This window comes from Aeromicrobium sp. P5_D10, assembly GCF_054049535.1.
Genome location: NZ_JBFUME010000012.1, coordinates 61,211 through 78,597 on the forward strand (window position 1 = coordinate 61,211; position 17,387 = coordinate 78,597).

Annotated in this window: 16 protein-coding genes; 9 read left to right on the plus strand and 7 right to left on the minus strand. The window is 63.7% G+C overall.

What is annotated here, in order from left to right; translation table 11 throughout:
- The first annotated feature begins 5 nt into the window (after positions 1-5).
- The 3 genes from ACXJKC_RS19960 to ACXJKC_RS19970 all read left to right on the plus strand — a co-directional run bounded on the left by ACXJKC_RS19960 (position 6) and on the right by ACXJKC_RS19970 (position 2,182).
- Positions 6-308 carry a Dabb family protein gene (locus ACXJKC_RS19960; protein WP_456698502.1) on the plus strand — a complete coding sequence of 101 codons (303 nt, stop codon included), beginning with the start codon at positions 6-8 and terminating at the stop codon, positions 306-308.
- A gap of 59 nt (positions 309-367) precedes the next feature.
- On the plus strand, positions 368-1,261 hold the full coding sequence (locus tag ACXJKC_RS19965) for a VOC family protein (RefSeq protein ID WP_456698503.1): 894 nt from the start codon (positions 368-370) through the stop codon (positions 1,259-1,261).
- Between the two features lie 117 nt (positions 1,262-1,378).
- Entirely contained in the window at positions 1,379-2,182 is an 804-nt protein-coding gene (locus ACXJKC_RS19970) for an IclR family transcriptional regulator (protein WP_456698504.1), read from the plus strand.
- Positions 2,183-2,223: 41 nt separating this feature from the next.
- Here the strand turns inward: ACXJKC_RS19970 and ACXJKC_RS19975 are convergent, their stop codons facing one another.
- Entirely contained in the window at positions 2,224-3,663 is a 1,440-nt protein-coding gene (locus tag ACXJKC_RS19975) for an aldehyde dehydrogenase family protein (protein ID WP_456698505.1), read from the minus strand.
- Between the two features lie 369 nt (positions 3,664-4,032).
- Between ACXJKC_RS19975 and ACXJKC_RS19980 the strand changes: the two genes are divergently transcribed.
- The 5 genes from ACXJKC_RS19980 to ACXJKC_RS20000 all read left to right on the plus strand — a co-directional run bounded on the left by ACXJKC_RS19980 (position 4,033) and on the right by ACXJKC_RS20000 (position 9,114).
- Entirely contained in the window at positions 4,033-5,073 is a 1,041-nt protein-coding gene (locus ACXJKC_RS19980) for a BMP family lipoprotein (RefSeq protein WP_456698506.1), read from the plus strand.
- The gene (locus ACXJKC_RS19985; protein ID WP_456698507.1) at positions 5,045-6,655 is read left to right on the plus strand and encodes an ABC transporter ATP-binding protein; all 1,611 of its coding nucleotides are present in this window, start codon (positions 5,045-5,047) and stop codon (positions 6,653-6,655) included. Before ACXJKC_RS19980 ends, ACXJKC_RS19985 begins: the two co-directional genes overlap by 29 nt.
- A complete protein-coding gene (locus tag ACXJKC_RS19990; RefSeq protein ID WP_456698508.1) occupies positions 6,655-7,773 on the plus strand; it encodes an ABC transporter permease in 1,119 nt (372 codons plus the stop codon). Before ACXJKC_RS19985 ends, ACXJKC_RS19990 begins: the two co-directional genes overlap by 1 nt.
- Positions 7,770-8,681 (plus strand): ABC transporter permease, encoded by a 912-nt coding sequence (locus ACXJKC_RS19995; RefSeq protein WP_456698509.1) that lies wholly within the window; start codon positions 7,770-7,772, stop codon positions 8,679-8,681. The genes ACXJKC_RS19990 and ACXJKC_RS19995 overlap by 4 nt, the downstream gene beginning before the upstream one ends.
- Before the next feature lie 88 nt (positions 8,682-8,769).
- Complete coding sequence (locus ACXJKC_RS20000; protein ID WP_456698510.1) at positions 8,770-9,114, plus strand: hypothetical protein; 345 nt, start codon at positions 8,770-8,772, stop codon at positions 9,112-9,114.
- Between the two features lie 379 nt (positions 9,115-9,493).
- Here ACXJKC_RS20000 and ACXJKC_RS20005 read toward each other — a convergent pair whose 3' ends face one another.
- A complete protein-coding gene (locus ACXJKC_RS20005) occupies positions 9,494-10,600 on the minus strand; it encodes an NDMA-dependent alcohol dehydrogenase (RefSeq protein WP_456698511.1) in 1,107 nt (368 codons plus the stop codon).
- A gap of 52 nt (positions 10,601-10,652) precedes the next feature.
- A complete protein-coding gene (locus tag ACXJKC_RS20010) occupies positions 10,653-12,872 on the minus strand; it encodes a cytochrome P450/oxidoreductase (protein ID WP_456698512.1) in 2,220 nt (739 codons plus the stop codon).
- 301 nt (positions 12,873-13,173) lie between these two features.
- On the opposite strand from ACXJKC_RS20010, the gene ACXJKC_RS20015 reads away from it, so the two are divergent.
- The gene (locus ACXJKC_RS20015; RefSeq protein ID WP_456698513.1) at positions 13,174-13,941 is read left to right on the plus strand and encodes an IclR family transcriptional regulator; all 768 of its coding nucleotides are present in this window, start codon (positions 13,174-13,176) and stop codon (positions 13,939-13,941) included.
- On the opposite strand, the gene ACXJKC_RS20020 is transcribed toward ACXJKC_RS20015, so the two are convergent.
- From ACXJKC_RS20020 to ACXJKC_RS20035, 4 genes are read right to left on the minus strand one after another with little or no spacing between them, the layout of a single operon-like run.
- Positions 13,934-14,800, minus strand: coding sequence for an ABC transporter substrate-binding protein (locus tag ACXJKC_RS20020; RefSeq protein WP_456698514.1), 867 nt, complete (start codon positions 14,798-14,800; stop codon positions 13,934-13,936). The two genes, ACXJKC_RS20015 and ACXJKC_RS20020, sit on opposite strands and share 8 nt — an antisense overlap.
- A 30-nt stretch (positions 14,801-14,830) precedes the next feature.
- Positions 14,831-15,607 carry an ABC transporter ATP-binding protein gene (locus ACXJKC_RS20025; RefSeq protein WP_456698515.1) on the minus strand — a complete coding sequence of 259 codons (777 nt, stop codon included), beginning with the start codon at positions 15,605-15,607 and terminating at the stop codon, positions 14,831-14,833.
- A gap of 22 nt (positions 15,608-15,629) precedes the next feature.
- Positions 15,630-16,463: an ABC transporter permease gene (locus ACXJKC_RS20030; RefSeq protein ID WP_456698516.1), complete on the minus strand. Its 834-nt coding sequence runs from the start codon at positions 16,461-16,463 to the stop codon at positions 15,630-15,632.
- A complete protein-coding gene (locus ACXJKC_RS20035) occupies positions 16,460-17,227 on the minus strand; it encodes an ABC transporter permease (RefSeq protein WP_456698517.1) in 768 nt (255 codons plus the stop codon). Before ACXJKC_RS20035 ends, ACXJKC_RS20030 begins: the two co-directional genes overlap by 4 nt.
- Positions 17,228-17,387: the final 160 nt, after the last annotated feature.

Here is a 17,387-nt window from a genome sequence, read left to right on the forward strand (position 1 = left end):
CGCCGATGATCAAACACATGGTGCTGTTCGCCTTCAACGAAGACGTCGACGGCGAGCAGCAGCAGGCCATCCTCGACGAGCTCAATGAGCTGCCCAGTCGCTATCCGGCGATGCAGAACTGGAGCTGCGGGCAGAACATCAGCAATCGCAACACGACGCTGAAGATGACGCACGCCTTCGTTGTGGAGTTCGCACAGGAACAAGATCTGCTCGACTACCTACACAGCGACGGTCACGAGGAGTTCGTGACCAACCGTTGGCGCCAGGTCATCTTGCACCAGGTCATCGTCAGCTACGAGTACGCCTAGTCCACCACACAGCCCAATCCACATGCTCCAGCGTGAAGACGCGGTGAAAGGAAAATGCCATGACAGACGAGCAGGCTGCACGTCCCAGGGGTCCCTACAGCATGCAGTACGCGCGGATCGCCGTGCCGGACATGCAGGACACAATCGAGTTCTTGACCTATCACGTGGGTCTGCAGCTCGAACAGCACGATGAGTCGCATGCGTACCTGCGTGCCGACATCGGGCACCACAACATCGAGCTGCTGCATGAGCCGCACCGGACCGAGTCCGAGACCGTCGCAGTCGGCTACACGGTCGAGTCGTCGGCGACGCTGGCCGACCTGCGCCGCCGGGCCACCGAAGCCGGGTACCCGGTCGCAGAACTCGACGAGAAGATGCAGAAGCTGTGCGCCGAAGGCTTTGCCGTCACGGACCCGAACGGTCTGATCGTCGAACTGTTCACCGAGTTCACCGAGTACGCCGAGCCGCCGCTGCTCGAGTACCGTCCGATCGAGCTCGTGCACCCGTTCCTCGCCACGCCGAAGTATGACGAGACGCTTGCGTTCTACCGCGATGTGCTCGGCTTCATGGCCTCTGACTACATCGAGGACATCACGGCGTTCCTGCGTTGCGAGAACCGTTACCACCACACGGTCGCGATCCAGAAGAACAAGGAGTACTACGTCGCGCATCTGTGCTTCATGATGAAGAGCTTCGACCACGTCATGCGCGGCCGGGCCAAGGCGCAGTACAAGAATGTGCCGATCGCCTCGGACCTGGTCAACCACTCGGCGTCGACCTCGATCGCGTTCTACATGCACGATGTGCGTCACGGTCCTCGCTATGAGCTGTGCGATCTGCACCGGGTGTTCACGCCTGAGGAGCACGAGACCCACCGGGCTCGTCGTATGAGTGCCGATCCGCGAAATATCGATGTCTGGCGCCCCGCAGCAGACGACTGGGGACGATTCTGAGAGACACCATGTGACTGCCGGGCGCTGTTTCAGCGCCCGGCAGTTCGCACATGTGACGAGATCTATCCGGTGGGAGCAGGCAGAACTGTCAAAGTTCGTGTACAAAGGGGTGTCGCCGTGGAAGGCGTTGTCGAACAGGATGCCGAAGGTCAGGAGGTCTCGCCCATGCCCGTCGAGGTGCAACCGACGATCAAATCAGTGCAGCGGGCCGCCCGGATCCTCTCGGCGTTCACGGTCAGCAATCCGCAGCTGACGCTCAATCAGTTGACCGAGAGCCTGGGTAGCACCAAGGCGACCGCGCACCGTTACACGATGGCCCTGCGCGAGGCCAAACTCGTGCGCTACTCCGAGAGGGACACACTCTTCTCGCTGGGACCGCAGGTTTTGACGCTGTCCGCCGCGGCACGTGCCGGCATGCCGATCATCGCGATGGCCACGCCCCTGATCCACGAGCTCGTGCAGGAACTCAATCAGACCGTCGTGCTGAGTATCTGGGACGGCGGAACGGCCGTGGTCGTGCACGTCGACGACAGTGCCGACAGCGTCATCCAGGTCAGCGTGCGTACGGGAGCTCGGCTGGAGCTCGAGCACTCCGCCCAGGGCAGGCTGTTCTGCGCCTATCTCGACCCTGAGGTCGAGCCGTTCGTCAAGGCGGCGCTCGAGGACAATCCCGGTCTGAGCGATGAGATGGCCGTGATCCGCGCCGAAGGCGTCTCGGTCAATCTGATCGCGGTCAGCGGTGTCCGAGCGGTCGCGGTCCCGGTCTTGAGCGATGGCAAGATCGTCGCCTCACTGGCCGTCATCGGCACGTCGTACTCGGTGCCCGAGGAGGCCAAGGCAGCTTTGGCGGCGCGCCTCAAGGAAGTCGCCGATCTGCTGGCGGCCGATCTCGCCAAAGCCAAGGGTGCGTCCCGACGCTGATGGTGTGCGGGGGCGGCCGGCGCACCTGGCCGCCCCCGACGTCAGCGGTTCAGCAGCTTGATGCCGACTGCCTTCTCCTGCGTGTACTCCAGCATCGAGTCGTAGCCACCGGTGCCGAAGCCGCTGTCCTTTTGCATGTTGAACGGGAAGCCGATCACGCCGGCATCGCCGAACTGGTTGACCGTGACCTGGCCCGCGCGAACATCCTGGGCCAGCCGTAGGGCCACCGAGACGTCATTGGTCCACACCGACGCCATGAGGCCGAATTCGGTGTCGTTGATCATCTCGGTCGCCTGCTGCAGTCCGTTGAAGGTCTGGACCGTCAGGACGGGTCCGAAGACCTCTTCGCGCACGATGTTCATCGAGGAGTCGACCTGGTCGAAGACGGTCGGTTGGACGAACCAACCCTCGCCCGCCTGGCCGCCGACGACGGCACGGGCGCCTTCTCCCTTGGCGGAGTCGAGGTGCCCGACGACCTTGTCGAACTGTGCCTGGCTGACCAGAGGGCCCATGTCGAGATCCTCGTGCCATGCGCCGACCCGGATCTGCTGCATCGCGGCGACGATGCGGTCGAGCGCCTCGTCCTTGATGCTGTCCTCGAGCAGCAGACGGGATCCGGCATTGCAGTTCTGGCCTGCGTTCTCGGTGATGCCACGCACGATGCCGGGAATCGCGTTGTCCAAGTCGGCGTCGGCGAACACAACATTGGGGGACTTGCCGCCGAGTTCGAGCTTGACCGGGACCAGATTGTCGGCCGCGGCCCGCATGACCGCCTTGCCGGTCATGGTCGAGCCCACGAAGCTGATGTGTTTGATGCCGGGGTTCGAGGTCAGTGCCGCACCGGCATCGGCAGCGCCGACGACGGCGTTGAGGACGCCGGGCGGGAAACCGGCCTGGCGAGCCAGCTCGATGAGAGCCAGCGGTGACATGGGTGCGATCTCCGAGGGCTTCAAGACGACCGTGTTGCCTGCGGCCAGGGCGGGGGCGACATTGGCCATCGCCAGCAGAGCCGGGACGTTCCACGGGGTGATGACGCCGCACACGCCATAGGGCTCGCGGACCGTGTAGCCCAGGTAGTCCTGGCTCCGCGTCGGGAGTGTCACGCCGGTCATCTTGTCCGCGGCGCCGGCGAAGTATTCGACGATGCTGTGGGTGATGTACATGTTCATCCGGCCGCCGGAGAGCGGTTTGCCGACGTCCTTGGCTTCCCAGGCGGCGAGGTTCTCGACATTGGCCATGATCAGGTCGGCCCAGCGGCGCAGCAGCTGGCCGCGGGCAGTGGCCGACGTTGCGGCCCATCCCGGCGCGGCACGACGTGCGGCGCCGACCGCGTCGGCGACGTCTTCGGGTTCGGCGAGTGCGACAGTGTGCAGGACCTCGTGCGTGGCGGGATCGAGCACGGACAACTCGCCCTTGTTTCGCGCGCTGATCCACTCGCCGTCAATGAAATGCTGTGAACGGGGAACTTCGAGGTCGGTCATGGTTCCATTCTTGGGCCGCTCGTCACGCATGTCAATATAGAATCTCGCAAAGCAATACATGCGTAAGTCTGAGAACGGTCTGTTGGTGGTTGCGCTCGAATCTTCCAGAGCCCCGCCCGGGATTCAATGGCTCGACAGGACCAGTCGAGCCTCGGTCGGCCCTGGCGCGGACTTCAGGATCGCCGCCTGGCGGATGAGGCCTGGCTCACATCAGTGTTGCGAAAACGCTTGACAATCGCGCCAGAAGCCAACAGCATATCTCGTACTACGAGTTACCGATTCGCAATGCAAGATCGCTTGTGACTCCACCAGCCCGAAAGGACACATCCAGTGAGACCCTTCCAGCGAGGTAGTGCCGCAAAGGTGGCAATGGCTGCCGTTGTCGTACTCTCGCTCGCAGCTTGTGCGAGCAACGAAGCATCTGACGGCGATCCGGGAAGCAAGGAAACGTCTTCGGCCCCGGCGGGACAGCCCGACGTCAATGGAGACGGCAAGGTCGCGATCGGGATCCTGAGCCCGGGCGACATCAACGACGGAGGCTACTTCCAGAGCTTCGTCGACGGTGCGGAACGGTTCGGCAAACCGAAGGGCTGGAAGGTCATCGCCCGTGGCAACGTCAGCACGGCGGACGCCCTGAGCGCCGCGCGCGCATTGTGTGCCCAGAAGGTCGACATGGTCGCCCTCGGTGCGGGCTCGCTGGCAGACGCCATCCCGGCGTCGGAGGAGCCGGCGTGCAAGGACACTGTCTGGTACGTCCCCGCGCAGGGCAATATCGCGCAGACGCCGCGCATCCTGCTCTCGGAGGACAGCGTCAACCAGAACCTGCTGGTCGCCGGCTATGCCGCAGGACTCAAGATGCAGGAGAAGGGGCTCAACAAGGCCGGCTTCGTCGGTGGGCTCGACGTCGAGTTCGAGCAGCGCGCGTCCGTCGCGTTCAAGGCCGGTGTCCGTTCGGTGCTGCCGGACGCTGACGTCCTGATCTCGTTCGCGGGTGACCAGAACGACTCGGCCAAGGCCAAGGAAGCCACTCAGGCACAGCTTGCCCAGGGTGCCAAGGTCATCTACCCGTACCTGGGTGGATCGACCGACGCCGCAGCACGCCTCGCCAACGAGAAGGGTGCGCTCACACTGACGCCCGGCACCGACCGGTGCGCATCGACCGATCCGAAGTTCGACATTTCGGTCATCTTCGATCCGGGCAGCTACCTCACCGCGGCCCTTCAGCAGTTCGCCGACGGCAAGCTGGAGATCGGCACCAAGAAGACCTGGAAGATGGGTGTCGACGCGGTTCCGACCGTCAAGTTCTGCGCCGGTTCCGACGAGCAGAACACCAAGCTCGACCAGTTCATGAAGGACATTGGTTCGGGCAAGATCAGCGCCGATGATGAAGTCAAGCGCCTTGGTTCCTGAGGTCGCGCAGCAGGTCGCCGGGATCGCTCAAGCGGTCCCGGCACCGGCCTTGGAGCTGCGCGGGATCAGCAAGGCATACGGCAAAGTCGTAGCTAGCGAGAACGTTGATCTGTCGATCAACCCCGGCGAGATCCACGGCCTCCTGGGTGAGAACGGCGCAGGCAAATCCACGCTCATGAAGATCCTCCTGGGTCTGGAGAAGCCCGACTCGGGCATCATCCGTAGACAGGGTGCCGAGATCCGCATCGCCAATCCGCAGGATGCGCGCAAGCACGGGATCGACATGGTCCACCAGCACTTCAGTCTGATCGGGCCGATGGCGGTGTGGGAGAACGTCATCCTCGGCGACACCGGCACGGTCAACCGCTCGTCGGCCTGCGAGCAGGTCGAACAGGTCGCGCAACGCTATGGACTGCCGATCGATCCGCTCGCGCGAGTCGATGCGCTGTCGGCCGGTGAGCGTCAACGGGTCGAGTTGATCAAGTGCCTTCGGCGTGAGCCCGAGTTCCTGGTTCTGGACGAGCCGACTTCGGTGCTGACGCACGAGGAGTCCGAGGAACTGTTCGACGTCCTGCGTCGCATGGTGCAGTCGGAGAACCGCGCAGTGATCCTGATCAGCCACAAGCTGGCTGAGATCACCGCCGCGACCGATGCGATCACGGTGCTGCGCAAGGGCCGGGTCGTGTTCCACCAGGTGACCTCGCAGACGACGCACCAAGAGCTTGCCCGCCAGATGGTGGGCCGCGACGTCTCGCTGCTCGCCGACGCGGCCGCGGTCGGGGTGATCCCCGACCATGGTGCTGAGGTCGCGGCGACTGAGCCCGCGGCTGACTTCTCGGGTCTGCCGCCTGCCTTGAGCCTGCAGGAGCTGACGGTCGTCACGGACGGCGCGGTGATGCTCGACAAGTTCAGTCTCGACGTGGCCCCGGGGGAGATCGTCGGTTTGTACGGCGTCGAAGGCAATGGCCAGTCGGTACTGGGGGATGTCCTCTCCGGTCTGGTGATGCCGAGTTCCGGATCGGTTGCCGTCGGCGGAGAGATCGTCGACCTGGATCGGGCCGATGCGCTGACCCGCGCCGGAATAGGCATCGTGCCTGAGGACCGGCACCGTTCGGGCGTTATTTTGGCGTTGAGCGTCGCAGAGAACCTGGCCATGAAGTCGCTGGGTTCGGTCAGCGGACGTTTTCTGCTGAGCCATCGCGCGATGCGGGAGAATGCGCAGCGACTCATGACCGAGTACAGCATCACCGCACCGTCCGTGGATGCGCCGGTCGGTCGGCTGTCCGGCGGTAACCAACAGCGCCTTGTGCTGGCTCGTGAGCTGTCCAATGAGCCGCGGGTCATGGTCGTCGCCCAGCCGACACAGGGCCTGGACATCGGCGCGATCGAAGACATGTACGGCCGTATCCGCACGATCGCCTCACAGGGAATCGGTGTCCTGCTGATCTCGACTGAGCTGGAAGAGATCATGACGCTCGCTTCGCGCGTCGCCGTCATCTCCTCGGGCATCCTCAGCGGGATCCTGGCCGCTGAGGACGTGACGGCCGAGCGTCTCGGCATGATGGTGGGAGGAGCGTCCTGATGAGCAAGGCACAGATCCGTGTGGTTCTCGCGACGGTGGTCTCGGTGGTCATTGCCTTGACCTCGTCGCTGGCTCTGATCTCGTGGACCGGAGGCTCGGCAGGGGACTCGGTCGACGCTCTCTACACGGGCAGTATGGGTTCGAAGGCGGCCTGGTCGACGACTCTGTTGTACGTCGCGCCGCTGCTGCTGGTCGCCATCGGCTCGTGCGTCTCGATGCGGGGCGGTGTGTTCAATATCGGCCAGGAAGGCCAGGTGCTGATCGGTGCCCTGGCCGGAAGCTGGGTCGCGCTGCGACTCGCGCTGCCTGGAATGTCGCTCATGATCGCGACGCTGCTCGCCGCGGCGGTTGCCGGCGCCCTGTGGGCGGGGCTCAGCTCGTTGATGTACCGGCTCCGCGGCGTCAACATCGTTGTCAGCACCTTGTTGATGACGTTCGTCGCGATCCAGGTCGTCGGCTTTGCCGTCAGCAAGGACTGGTGGCTGCAGGCTTCGCGTGTCGGGGACTCGGTCGTGGAGAGCCAGTCGAACCAGTTGCCCGCTGATGCCCGAGTGGGATCCCTCGGTGAGTATCCGGGGCTTCAGATCAATGGTGGTCTGATCGTCGCGGTGCTGCTCGCGATCGGCATCGCGATCCTGGTGTCGCGTTCGCGCTGGGGCCTCCAGCTCAAGATGATGGGGCTCAGTCCCATCGCAGCCAAGCACGCGGGCGTCAAGACGGGACGGCTGTCCGCCTTCGCGTTGGCTATCTCGGGGGCGACCGCAGGTCTGGCCGGAGCGATCCTGGTCACGAGCCCGGTCAGCACCAACCGTCTCCAGCCGGGAGTCTCGAACGGGATCGGCTGGGACGGCCTGTTGATCGTCCTGGTGGCCCGTTCCAATCCTCTGGTCGCCATCCCGGTGGCGCTGCTGTTCGGCGTCCTGCGGGCGGGCGGTGGATTCCTGGCTTCGACGGGAGTGCCGTCGTCCCTGGTCGACGTCATGAAGGCGCTGCTCGTACTGGCCTTCGTCGTGCCGCCGGCTGTCGTCCAGTTGGTGCAAAAGCGGCGCAAGCGGGTCCCAACACCCCGCATCGAGAATCCGGCCGCCAAGCCGGCACCTGAGGGAGCTGTGGCGTGAACTTTTCAGATGATCTGTCCACGATCTTGTCGAGCGGAATGCGGTTGACGGCGCCATTGGCGCTGGCCGCGTGCGGTGAGTATTTGGCCCATCGTGCGGGTGCCATCAACATCTCGGTCGAGGGCATGATGCTCGGTGCGGCATTCGGCTCGGTGGCCGCTGCAAGTGCTACTGGCAGCGCCTCGACGGGTCTCGTGGCCGGTGCCCTGGTGGGTCTCGTGATCGCGATCATCCACGGCAATCTGGTGCACCGGGCGCATATCAACACGTTCGTGGTGGGGCTGGTGCTCAATGCCTTGGTCCTGGGTCTGACGACCTTCCTGATCGCGATCAACACGTTCGCGAGCCACCAGGTCTCCAAGATCGACATACCGTTGTTGTCCGACATCCCCATCATCGGCGAGGCCTTGTTCACGGGGCGCTGGCCGATGTATCTGCTGCTGCTGATCATCCCGCTGACCTGGTGGCTGGTCGAACGCAGCAGATGGGGCCTGGAGCTTCGCGCCGTGGGGGAGGACCCCATCGCGGCCGACCTGACCGGTATTGAGGTCAACAAACGTCGGCGCCAGGCTCTGATGTGGTGTGGTCTGTTGGCCGGTCTCGGCGGTGCTTATCTCGCTGTCGGCGAGGTCGGTTCGTTCAACCAGAACATGACCGACGGTCGCGGATACATCGTGATCGCCGCGGTGATCTTCGGCGGCTGGCGTCTGGGCCGCACGATCCTCGGTTGCATCCTGTTCGGCTTGGCCGATGCGTTGCGCTTGGCGCTGCCGTCGATGGGGCTGACGTTGGACAGCAACCTGCTGATCGCGACGCCGTACGTCCTGGCGATCGTCGTGATGCTGATGTTCGCAAGCTCCAAGCGGGAACCTCGAGCGTTGGGGCAACCCTTCCAACGAACTATCTAGGTCGTACCTCAACCATCAGCGCCCTCGGAGCACCTCCGGGGGCGCTGTTGTGCGTGGCTGTGGATAACCCGAGGTGCTCGGAAAGTGAGTGTCTGACCCTCTCGGCAGAGAAGAAGCCTTGGCGGATGGCCAGATTGGTGAGAAGCAGGCCGGGATCATCGCCGGTGCGATCAGCCTCAAATCGCGTTCCAAGCGGATCACTGACCAGTTCAAACCAGAGCCTGAGGTCGATAAGGACGAGAACGAGAACTTGGAGGCGAAGGAGAAGCGGGCCTGGAAAGCCTCCGAATTCTGGATGCGAACCAACGGTGACGCACCCCCAGCGGTGGGTTCAAACTCCCTGACGCGCAGGCCGAATCAGGTTGATCTGGCTGCTGGTTTCGAGATGCTGCTCGTACCCCAGCAGCTCCTCAACCACCGGCCAGGGACATGAACGGGTCCCTGAGGAGCGAGCGTCTCGAAGGGCCGGACTCGCATGGGTGTCGGATTCGCTGAGCTGTGCTTCCACCTCCCCGGACAACTACTGCCAGGCCGTTCCGGGTTAGGTGCGACGGCGAACAACGCCTGTTCACCAAGGCTCAGAAACAAGCGCTAGCCGCTCGTGATCACGGGTGCACATTCCCGGGTTGCGACCGGCCACCGGAACAGTCCGAAGGGCACCACTGGCGGATGGACTGGGCCAAAGGCGCCACCACCACCCTCGACGACGGGTTGTTGATCTGCCCACACCACCACCGCTGGCGACCCTGAAAACCCAACGCGCCCCCGGTCCGAAGACCGAAGGCACGTTGGAAGGGAGCAGGGTCAATGCATCAGTCGAACAGCACGACTCCGCGCACGTTGATGCCCGCGTGCATGTCCTTGTAGCCCTGGCCGATCTCGTCGAGGGTGTAGGTGCGAGTGATCATCTCGTCGAGACGCAAGGCTCCGGCACGGTACATGTCGAGCAGCAGCAGAATGTCCGACGTCGGATTGCACTGGCCGAAGAGCGAGCCCTGGATCCGCTTCTGGTACAGCGTGAGCTCGGTCAGGTCGATCGGCACGTCGTCCCCGCCGCCACCGAGACCCGTCACGACCGCCGTCCCACCCTTGCGGATCGCGGCGAATGCCTGACCCACGTGCTCAGGCTTGACGATGCCGACCGTGACGATCGCCGAGTCTGCGCCTTGACCGTTGCTCAGCTGGCGGGCGAGATCTGCGGCTTCGTCCATCGTTGCGAAGGCATGCGTCGCACCGAAGCGCTTGGCCTCGTCGCGCTTGAACTCCACCGGGTCGACCGCAATGACGGTCGTGGCGCCGGCATGGACCGCGCCCTGGACGGCACTGATGCCAATGCCGCCGATACCCATCACGATGACGACCTGGCCCGGTCGCACAGCAGCGGAATTGACTGCGGCGCCCCACCCGGTGGCGACAGCGCAGCCGACCAGGCACGCCTTGTCGAGTGGGATGTCCTTGGAGATCTTGACGACTGAGCGGGCCGAGACCGTCGTGTGTTCGACGAACGCCGAGACGCCGCACATCTGTCCGATTGCTGCGTCCGAGTCGGGCAACGTGATGCGGGCGACCTCTGGGGGCATCCACACCTTGCCGCCGTCGTCACACAGGTTCTGCTGACCACTCGCGCACCAGCGGCAACGGCCGCAGGCAGGCAGGAAGGACATCACGACGTGATCGCCTTCGACCAGGTCGGTGACTCCCGCGCCGACCTTGGTCACGACGCCGGCGCCCTCATGGCCCAGCGCGAATGGATAGGTGGGGGCTCCGGAGTCGCCCACGGCAATGTGATCATCGGAATGGCACAGTCCGGCCGCGACCATGCGGACCTGGACCTCCCCCTGTTGGGGGTCGGCCACCTCAAGTTCGACAACCTCGTATGGGCCGGGTGCGTTCCGTACGATCGCGCCTCTGGTTCGCATTAAAAAGTCCTCTCGTAATTTCGTATGTGGTGCTGGTCTTGAGACGCGGACATCAGAGATCGAGTACGAGGCGATCGTCCTTGGTGCGGCTGACGCAGATCATCATGCAGGTACCGGACTCGCGCTCTTCCTTGCTCAGGATCGAGTCGAGGTGGTCTGGTGATCCGGCGATGACGCGGGTCTCGCACGCACCGCAGAAGCCCTTTTCGCAGTCGTACGACAGATCGGGCAGCACTTCACGGGCCACTTCGATGATGCGCTTGTCGGCCGGGACGTGCAGTGTCACGCCGGTACGTGCCAGCTGGACGTCGAATGCGGTGTTGTTCTCCGGATCGAAGACGACATCGAAGTCGTCGCCGGCGGTGAAGCGTTCGATGTGCAGCCGCGAGTCGATACCGAGTTCGGTGCAGACCTGCTCGGTGGCCGAGATCATCGCCGACGGGCCGCAGCAGTAGACCGCGGTGCCTTCGCTGATTCCGCCGAGGGCGCCGCGCAGGTCGAGCAGACCTGCGATCTCGTCCTGCGGAACGATCGTGACCTGTTCGGGCGCCAGCTGCTGCAACTCGTCGACGAATGCCATCGACGCGCGTGACCGGCCGCCATACACGACCGTGACGTCCTTGCCCTGCTCGACGACCGCGCGGACCATCGCGACGATCGGCGTCACGCCGATTCCACCGGCCAGGAACAAGTAGCTGTCGGCCTCGACCAACGGGAAGTGGTTGCGGGGACGAACTGTCAGCTCGACGCCGATCTTGGCGATGTCGTGCAGCTCGACCGAACCACCCCGTCCGGCGGGCTCACGCAGTACTGCAACGGTGTACGTGGACGTGTCCGCAGGATCTCCGCACAGCGAGTACTGGCGCAGACGGCCCGATGGCAGACGCAACTCGAGGTGGGCGCCGGGCTTCCACCCCGAGAGCTCGGCACCGGTCGGATCGGCCAGCGAGATCTTGACGACGTCGCTCGCGGCCTCGACGACCTCGGTGACGGTCAGATCCGCCCAATCGGCACGAGCCGGTATGGCGAGTGAGCCGAGCGATCCGTCTTGGGAGCGCTTGCCGGGCGTGAACGTCGCGGGGATCTCGTCCCAGCCGCTTGCGGTGCCACGCGACGGGTAGCCGACGAGGCCCTCGTCGATGACCTGGTAGTCGGGCATACGGGTCAGGACCTGGTTGATCATCTCGTGGAACATCGCCCGTGCCAGGTGGCTGCCGGGGCAACGGTGCGAGCCGGTGCCGAACGCCAGGTGGCGGGTGGCGTCACGATCGAGTTGGACCTCGCGTGGATTGGGGAAGACGTCGGGATCGTGATTGGCGGCGACCCAGGGGAGCAGGATGCGCTCGCCGGCCTTGACCGGGCAGCCCGAGATCTCGGTGTCCGCGGTCGAAGTGCGTGCCATCGATGTCGTCGGGGCGAAGACGCGCAGGAATTCTTCCGTCGCGGCCTCCAAAAGATCGGGGGCTTCGAGCAGCTTCTGGCGCTGCTCGGGGTTCTGACTCAGATGCACCAACACCGAACCGGTCAACGACGTCGTGGTGTCGACGCCGCCGGCGACGAGCAGGCCGATCGTCGACAGGACTTCTGCTTCAGTGAATTCGGTGCCGTCGGTCTTCTTCTGGTGCACGGCCCAGCTCAGGGCGTCATCGCCGGGCTCGGCGCGACGCTGCCTGATCAGCTCGCGGATGCGCTGCTCCATGTAGGCGAGACCTTCGCCGCCGCGCTGGAGCCGCTCGCTGCCGGGCAGCGAGGAGAAGATGAGGTGGACGGGCACGCCGATGCGGGCCCAGTCCTCTTCGGGGAAGCCGAGCCAATCCAATGTCACGCACGACGGCAGGGGATTGGTCAGGTCACGCACGAAGTCGGTCGAGCCGGACTCGATGAACTCGTCGACGATGCGGGTCGCATGTGCCTTGATCATCGGTTTCATCTTCTCAACCGCGCGTTCGGTCAGCAGCGGGTTGAGCAGGTTCCGGTATTCGAACGAGTCGGGCGGGTCGAGTTCGAGAGGGAACTGGAAGTCGTCGAGACCCGGTCCGCTGGGGATCACGATCGCGGTGCCTTCGCGGCCACCCATGCTGGCGCGAGAGGAGGAAAAGAGTTCGTCATTACGAGCGACACGGAAAACGTCGTCGTAACGCGTGATGTAGACGAAGCCGTCGTGCTCATCGCTACGGCCTACTGGACAGGTCTCGCGGAACGATTCGTAATAACCCACCTGGTCCTCTGCTGCGAGCGCAGAGTGGTGATCGAACTGGCGATTCTCAGTCATTGTGCGGTGGCTCCATCGCGGTCTTGGTGATAGATGTGGTGCGGCTTACACTCTAACTCCGTATCGTATTACGGGTCAATGAATCGCAATGTGAGTCGAGAAGATTCATCATCGCGATATGACGATGGGCCGGACCCAGGTGTTGCACAATGAGATCGTCGAGTCTGGCCGGTATGATTCGCAGACGCGCCCCACGGGGTCACCGATCGTGAGATGCTATCGGGCGTCGGGTTCACGCCGAGCCGATTCGGCCCCTAATTTGCCGCAACCATAGGGATCCTGGAGGGTCCGAAGGAGCAGCATGAGTGAAGACTCCGTACCGGCGATCCAGACGGTGCAACGAGCCGCGGTCATCCTGAATGCGTTCACGGTCCACCGTCCTCAACTGACGTTGAGCGAGATCACCGATGCGCTGGGTAGCACCAAGGCGACAGCTCACCGTTATGCCAAGGCGCTCAGGGAGGTCGGGCTGTTGCGCTACGACTCCCCGTCGGCGACCTACACGCTGGGCCCGCAGCTGTTGAGTCTCGAATCCGTGGCCAGATCCGGGTTGTCGGTCATCGCTGCCGCAGGTCCGCACATGGAGCGGCTGCTCAAGCAGGTCAATCAGACCGTCGTCCTGTCAGTCTGGGACGGTGAGACGGCCGCTGTCGTGCGCTGTCTCGACAACACGAGCGGCGTCGTACGTCTTGGCATCAAACCTGGTGCGCGACTCGATCTGTTCGAATCGGCCCAGGGCAGGGTGTTCTGCGCCTATCTCGACCTCGCCGAAGTGCCCGGGCTCGATCGTCGGTTGCGTTTCCTGCCCGAACTGGAGCATGAGCTCGGTCTGATCCGGACCACCGGGGTGTCGATCAACTCTCCTGCGGTACACGGTGTCCGCACGATCGCGGCGCCGATCTTCGAGTACCGCAAGATCGCAGCGTCCCTCGCCGTCATCGGCACTGCGGTGTCATTGTCTGAAGATGTCGAGGCGGAGGTCATCGAGAATCTGCGTCTCGCGGCGGTCGGCCTGTCTGCCGATCTGGGTACGCCCGCAGACGAATGGCCCATTGCGCCAGTCAGGTAAATCGTGCGGCAATACGAGATAACGTCTTGTAATGCATGAAGTGGGGGGGGGGGTGGAGCGCGAATTTGGCGTCGGCGTTCTCCGGGGAGTTGATCGCCTCATTGGCAGCGATCAAGGAGTCCTGGAAGGCTTTGAACGACTTCTCTTTCTTGTCGACGTTCTTGCTGGTCCCGACGTAGCCGGCGAACACGAGTCCCTTGCCATCGCCGACCGCGACGTAAGGATCCTCCAGCGACTTCAGTCCCAGTTTGGGGTCGACGTTCTGGGCCGGGATCTGCGCGGCGTCGATCTTGCCGCTGGAGACCGATGATGCGAGCTCGTTGAACGGCAGGGCGACGAATTTGACGCTGTCGACGTCGGCACCGTTGATCTTCAGCCATTCAGTCGTGATGATCTCGTTGATACCACCGATCTCGTTGACGCCGATGGTCTTGCCGTTGAGTCCCTTCGCCTCGGTGATCCCCGATTCCTCGGTCACGGCCATCGCATTGGTGCCTTCGCCCTCGACCGCAGTCGTCTCGTACGCCGTGGCGATCCACTGGACGTCGATGTCTTGTGATCTGGCGATCATGGTGGAGAACGGGTTCGTGAAGGCCAGATCGATGTCGCCGCTCTGCAATGCCGTCAAGGCCGCTGCCCCGCCGGTCGACTTGACCAGCTCGACGTTGAGACCGTTCTCCTTGAAGATGCCGTTCTTCTCGGCCCAGAAGACCGGGATCTCGTTGCACAGCCCGAGTGTCGTGATGCGCAAGGTGCCCGAGTCGGCCGCAGCGGAGTCCTTGTCGGAGCCTCCGCACGCGGCCATCGTTGCCGCAGTCAGTGCAAGCGTCGCAGCCAGGGCGATAGTGCGAGTTTTCATGGGATTGTGCCTTTCGAGTGGTGGAGTGGCTCAGGTATTGCTGTCGGTGGGGCGCATCACGAGCTGGAAGACCTGGCTGCGCAACTCGCTGAAGCGCTGGTCGAGTTTGGTCTCGACCTGATCGCGCGGCCGCGGCAGATCCACGGGGATATTGGCGACGATCCGGCCGGGGCCCGCCGCCATGACGACAACCTGATCGGCCATATAGACGGCCTCATCGATGTCATGTGTCACGAAGACCACCGTGACCTGGTACTCCGCGCGCACCCGCAGAACCAGGTCCTCGAGGTCCGCTCGGGTCTGAGCATCAACCGCCGCGAAGGGTTCGTCCATCAGCATGATGGTCGGTTCGACAACCAGTGCTCGGGCGATCGCGACGCGTTGCTGCATGCCGCCGGACATCTGCCAGGGATACATCGAGGCCGATCCCTCCAGGCCGACTGAGTGCAGAGCGTGCTCGACCCGGTTCTTCAGTTCTGCCTTCGGGATCTTGTACGCGGTTGCGGCCATCGCGAGATTGCGCTCGACAGTCATCCAAGGAAACAGCGATCGGCTGTAGTCCTGGAACACGACCGACAGCCCCATCGGAGGGCCGTCCACGGTACGTTCGCCGAGCCGGACCTGGCCGCCCGTGGGTGACAGCAGTCCGGCCATGACCATCAGCAGCGTGGATTTACCGCATCCTGATGGCCCGACGATCGAGACGAACTGCTTGGAATTGACGACCAGGCTCGTGTCGGTCAGGACCTGCTTGGCAGCGGTCCCATGTCCGTACGTCTTGTTGACGGCGTCAACGTAGAGGTCCATATCGCTCCTAGTGATGTCTGGATTACAGGGCGCTGAGTCCGACGCGGCGCTGCCAGCGCAAAACTCGACGCTCGATGAGGCTGAACAGGGCGTTGAGAGTGATTCCGATGACGCCGACCACGACAAACGCGGACCACATGTCGAGGTAGCGGAAACTGGTCTGGGCGATCACGATCTGGTGTCCGAGACCGACCGTGGTCGCGTACAGCTCGGCGATCACCATCAAGATCAACCCGATGCCGAGGCTGACGCGGAGTCCGGCCATGATCTGCGGCATCGCTGCCGGGATGATGACTTTGCGGTACAGCGTGAGCTTTCCGAGTTGCAGGCTGTGCGCGCTGCGGATCCACATGCGGTCGACCCCGGCGACGCCGTCACACGTGTTGATCATGACAACCCAGACACTGCCCAGGCAGATCAAGAACACGTTCATGTTGTCGGCGATCCCGAAGAGCTGGACCGCGATGGGCAGTAGCAGGGTGCTGGGAATCGACGCGAAGAACCTGACGATCGGGTTGTACATCCTCGCCAGGGTCGAACTGGCGCCCAGGAGGACGCCGAAGCTGATTCCGATGACGATCGCCAAGGCCCAGCCGCCGGCAAATCGGCCGAGGCTTCGTCCGGCCTGCTCGATGAACAGATCGGACAAGAACAGTTGCCGGGGATCGGACGAGAGCCAGACCGCCGTGAAATTGTCGAAGATCTTGCTGATCGGCGGGAAGTGGATCGACGGGACGGCACGTGCGTAGATCTCCCAGATCGCGAAGATCAATACCAGCAGCCAGACCGTACTGACGCCGCGCGACAGGTTTCGGACCTTGGTCCAAGGACCTCGGGTGGACAGTGACTGGCTCATGCGCTGACCCATCGGACTAGGCGATGCTCGGCTCGCATCATGAGTGAGAAGGTGGCGGCGCCGACCACCCCGAGCGCCAGGACGCCGGCGTAGACGACATCGGGACGGTCCGCCTGGGTGTACTGCACCAAGATCGTGCCCACTCCGTAGCGAGCGCCCAGCAGTTCGGTCGAGATGATCACGACGAGCGCGATGCCGACGCTGATCCTGATGCCGGTCAGGATCGACGGGGTGGCGCTGGGCAATGTGACGAACACCTGACGTCGCCACCATCGCCAGTGCATCGAACGCGCGGCGTCCAGACGCATCGGTTCGGTTGTGGCGACGCCGTAGATCGTGTTGATCAAGATCGGCCAGAAGATCGCATAGACGGCAACCGAGATCTTCATCTGGCTGCCCAGGCCGAACATCAGGACCGCGATCGGGATCAACGCCGTCGCCGGGACGGCTCGAAATGTGTTGACGACCAGTTCGGTCGGACGCCGGAGCCTGGCCGAACTGCTGGCCACGAGCCCGATCGCCACGGCTGCGACCGAGCCGATGAGGACCGTCGTCACCCAGTTGAAGATCGTGTCGACGGCCCCACTTCGAAACTCCGAGTCGGAGAACAGGGTCGGTATCGCCTGCGCGACATCGATCGGTCCGGGCAGCGACGAACGGGGGACCAGGCCGAACGTGCCGAGAAGCTGCCAGCCGATGAGCAGTGTGGAGATGCCGAGGGCGGTCCAGCCCAATGATGCGAATTCGATCCGGTTCCGTCTCATGACGCCTCTCTCGGTCGCACTGCCAGGTGCACCTTGACGGATGTCGGCACTTGCGTGGCAGCGGTTCGCCCGGAGGCCGCGATCGTGATGAGCAGCGGCGCGTCCGGTTGAGAAAGGACCCTAGGGCAGCTCCCAGCAAGTGTCAATGGACGATATAGCG

Excerpts from the sequence above, each read along its gene's own strand:
- ACXJKC_RS19975 (WP_456698505.1), bottom strand. The coding sequence starts at position 3,663 with ATGACCGACCTCGAAGTTCCCCGTTCACAGCATTTCATTGACGGCGAG.
- ACXJKC_RS19960 (WP_456698502.1), top strand. The coding sequence starts at position 6 with ATGATCAAACACATGGTGCTGTTCGCCTTCAACGAAGACGTCGACGGC.
- ACXJKC_RS20005 (WP_456698511.1), bottom strand. The coding sequence starts at position 10,600 with ATGCGAACCAGAGGCGCGATCGTACGGAACGCACCCGGCCCATACGAG.
- ACXJKC_RS20025 (WP_456698515.1), bottom strand. The coding sequence starts at position 15,607 with ATGGACCTCTACGTTGACGCCGTCAACAAGACGTACGGACATGGGACC.
- ACXJKC_RS19990 (WP_456698508.1), top strand. The coding sequence starts at position 6,655 with ATGAGCAAGGCACAGATCCGTGTGGTTCTCGCGACGGTGGTCTCGGTG.
- ACXJKC_RS19985 (WP_456698507.1), top strand. The coding sequence starts at position 5,045 with ATGATGAAGTCAAGCGCCTTGGTTCCTGAGGTCGCGCAGCAGGTCGCC.
- ACXJKC_RS20030 (WP_456698516.1), bottom strand. The coding sequence starts at position 16,463 with ATGAGCCAGTCACTGTCCACCCGAGGTCCTTGGACCAAGGTCCGAAAC.
- ACXJKC_RS20035 (WP_456698517.1), bottom strand. The coding sequence starts at position 17,227 with ATGAGACGGAACCGGATCGAATTCGCATCATTGGGCTGGACCGCCCTC.
- ACXJKC_RS19980 (WP_456698506.1), top strand. The coding sequence starts at position 4,033 with ATGGCTGCCGTTGTCGTACTCTCGCTCGCAGCTTGTGCGAGCAACGAA.
- ACXJKC_RS20015 (WP_456698513.1), top strand. The coding sequence starts at position 13,174 with ATGAGTGAAGACTCCGTACCGGCGATCCAGACGGTGCAACGAGCCGCG.
- ACXJKC_RS20010 (WP_456698512.1), bottom strand. The coding sequence starts at position 12,872 with ATGACTGAGAATCGCCAGTTCGATCACCACTCTGCGCTCGCAGCAGAG.
- ACXJKC_RS20020 (WP_456698514.1), bottom strand. The coding sequence starts at position 14,800 with ATGAAAACTCGCACTATCGCCCTGGCTGCGACGCTTGCACTGACTGCG.
- ACXJKC_RS19965 (WP_456698503.1), top strand. The coding sequence starts at position 368 with ATGACAGACGAGCAGGCTGCACGTCCCAGGGGTCCCTACAGCATGCAG.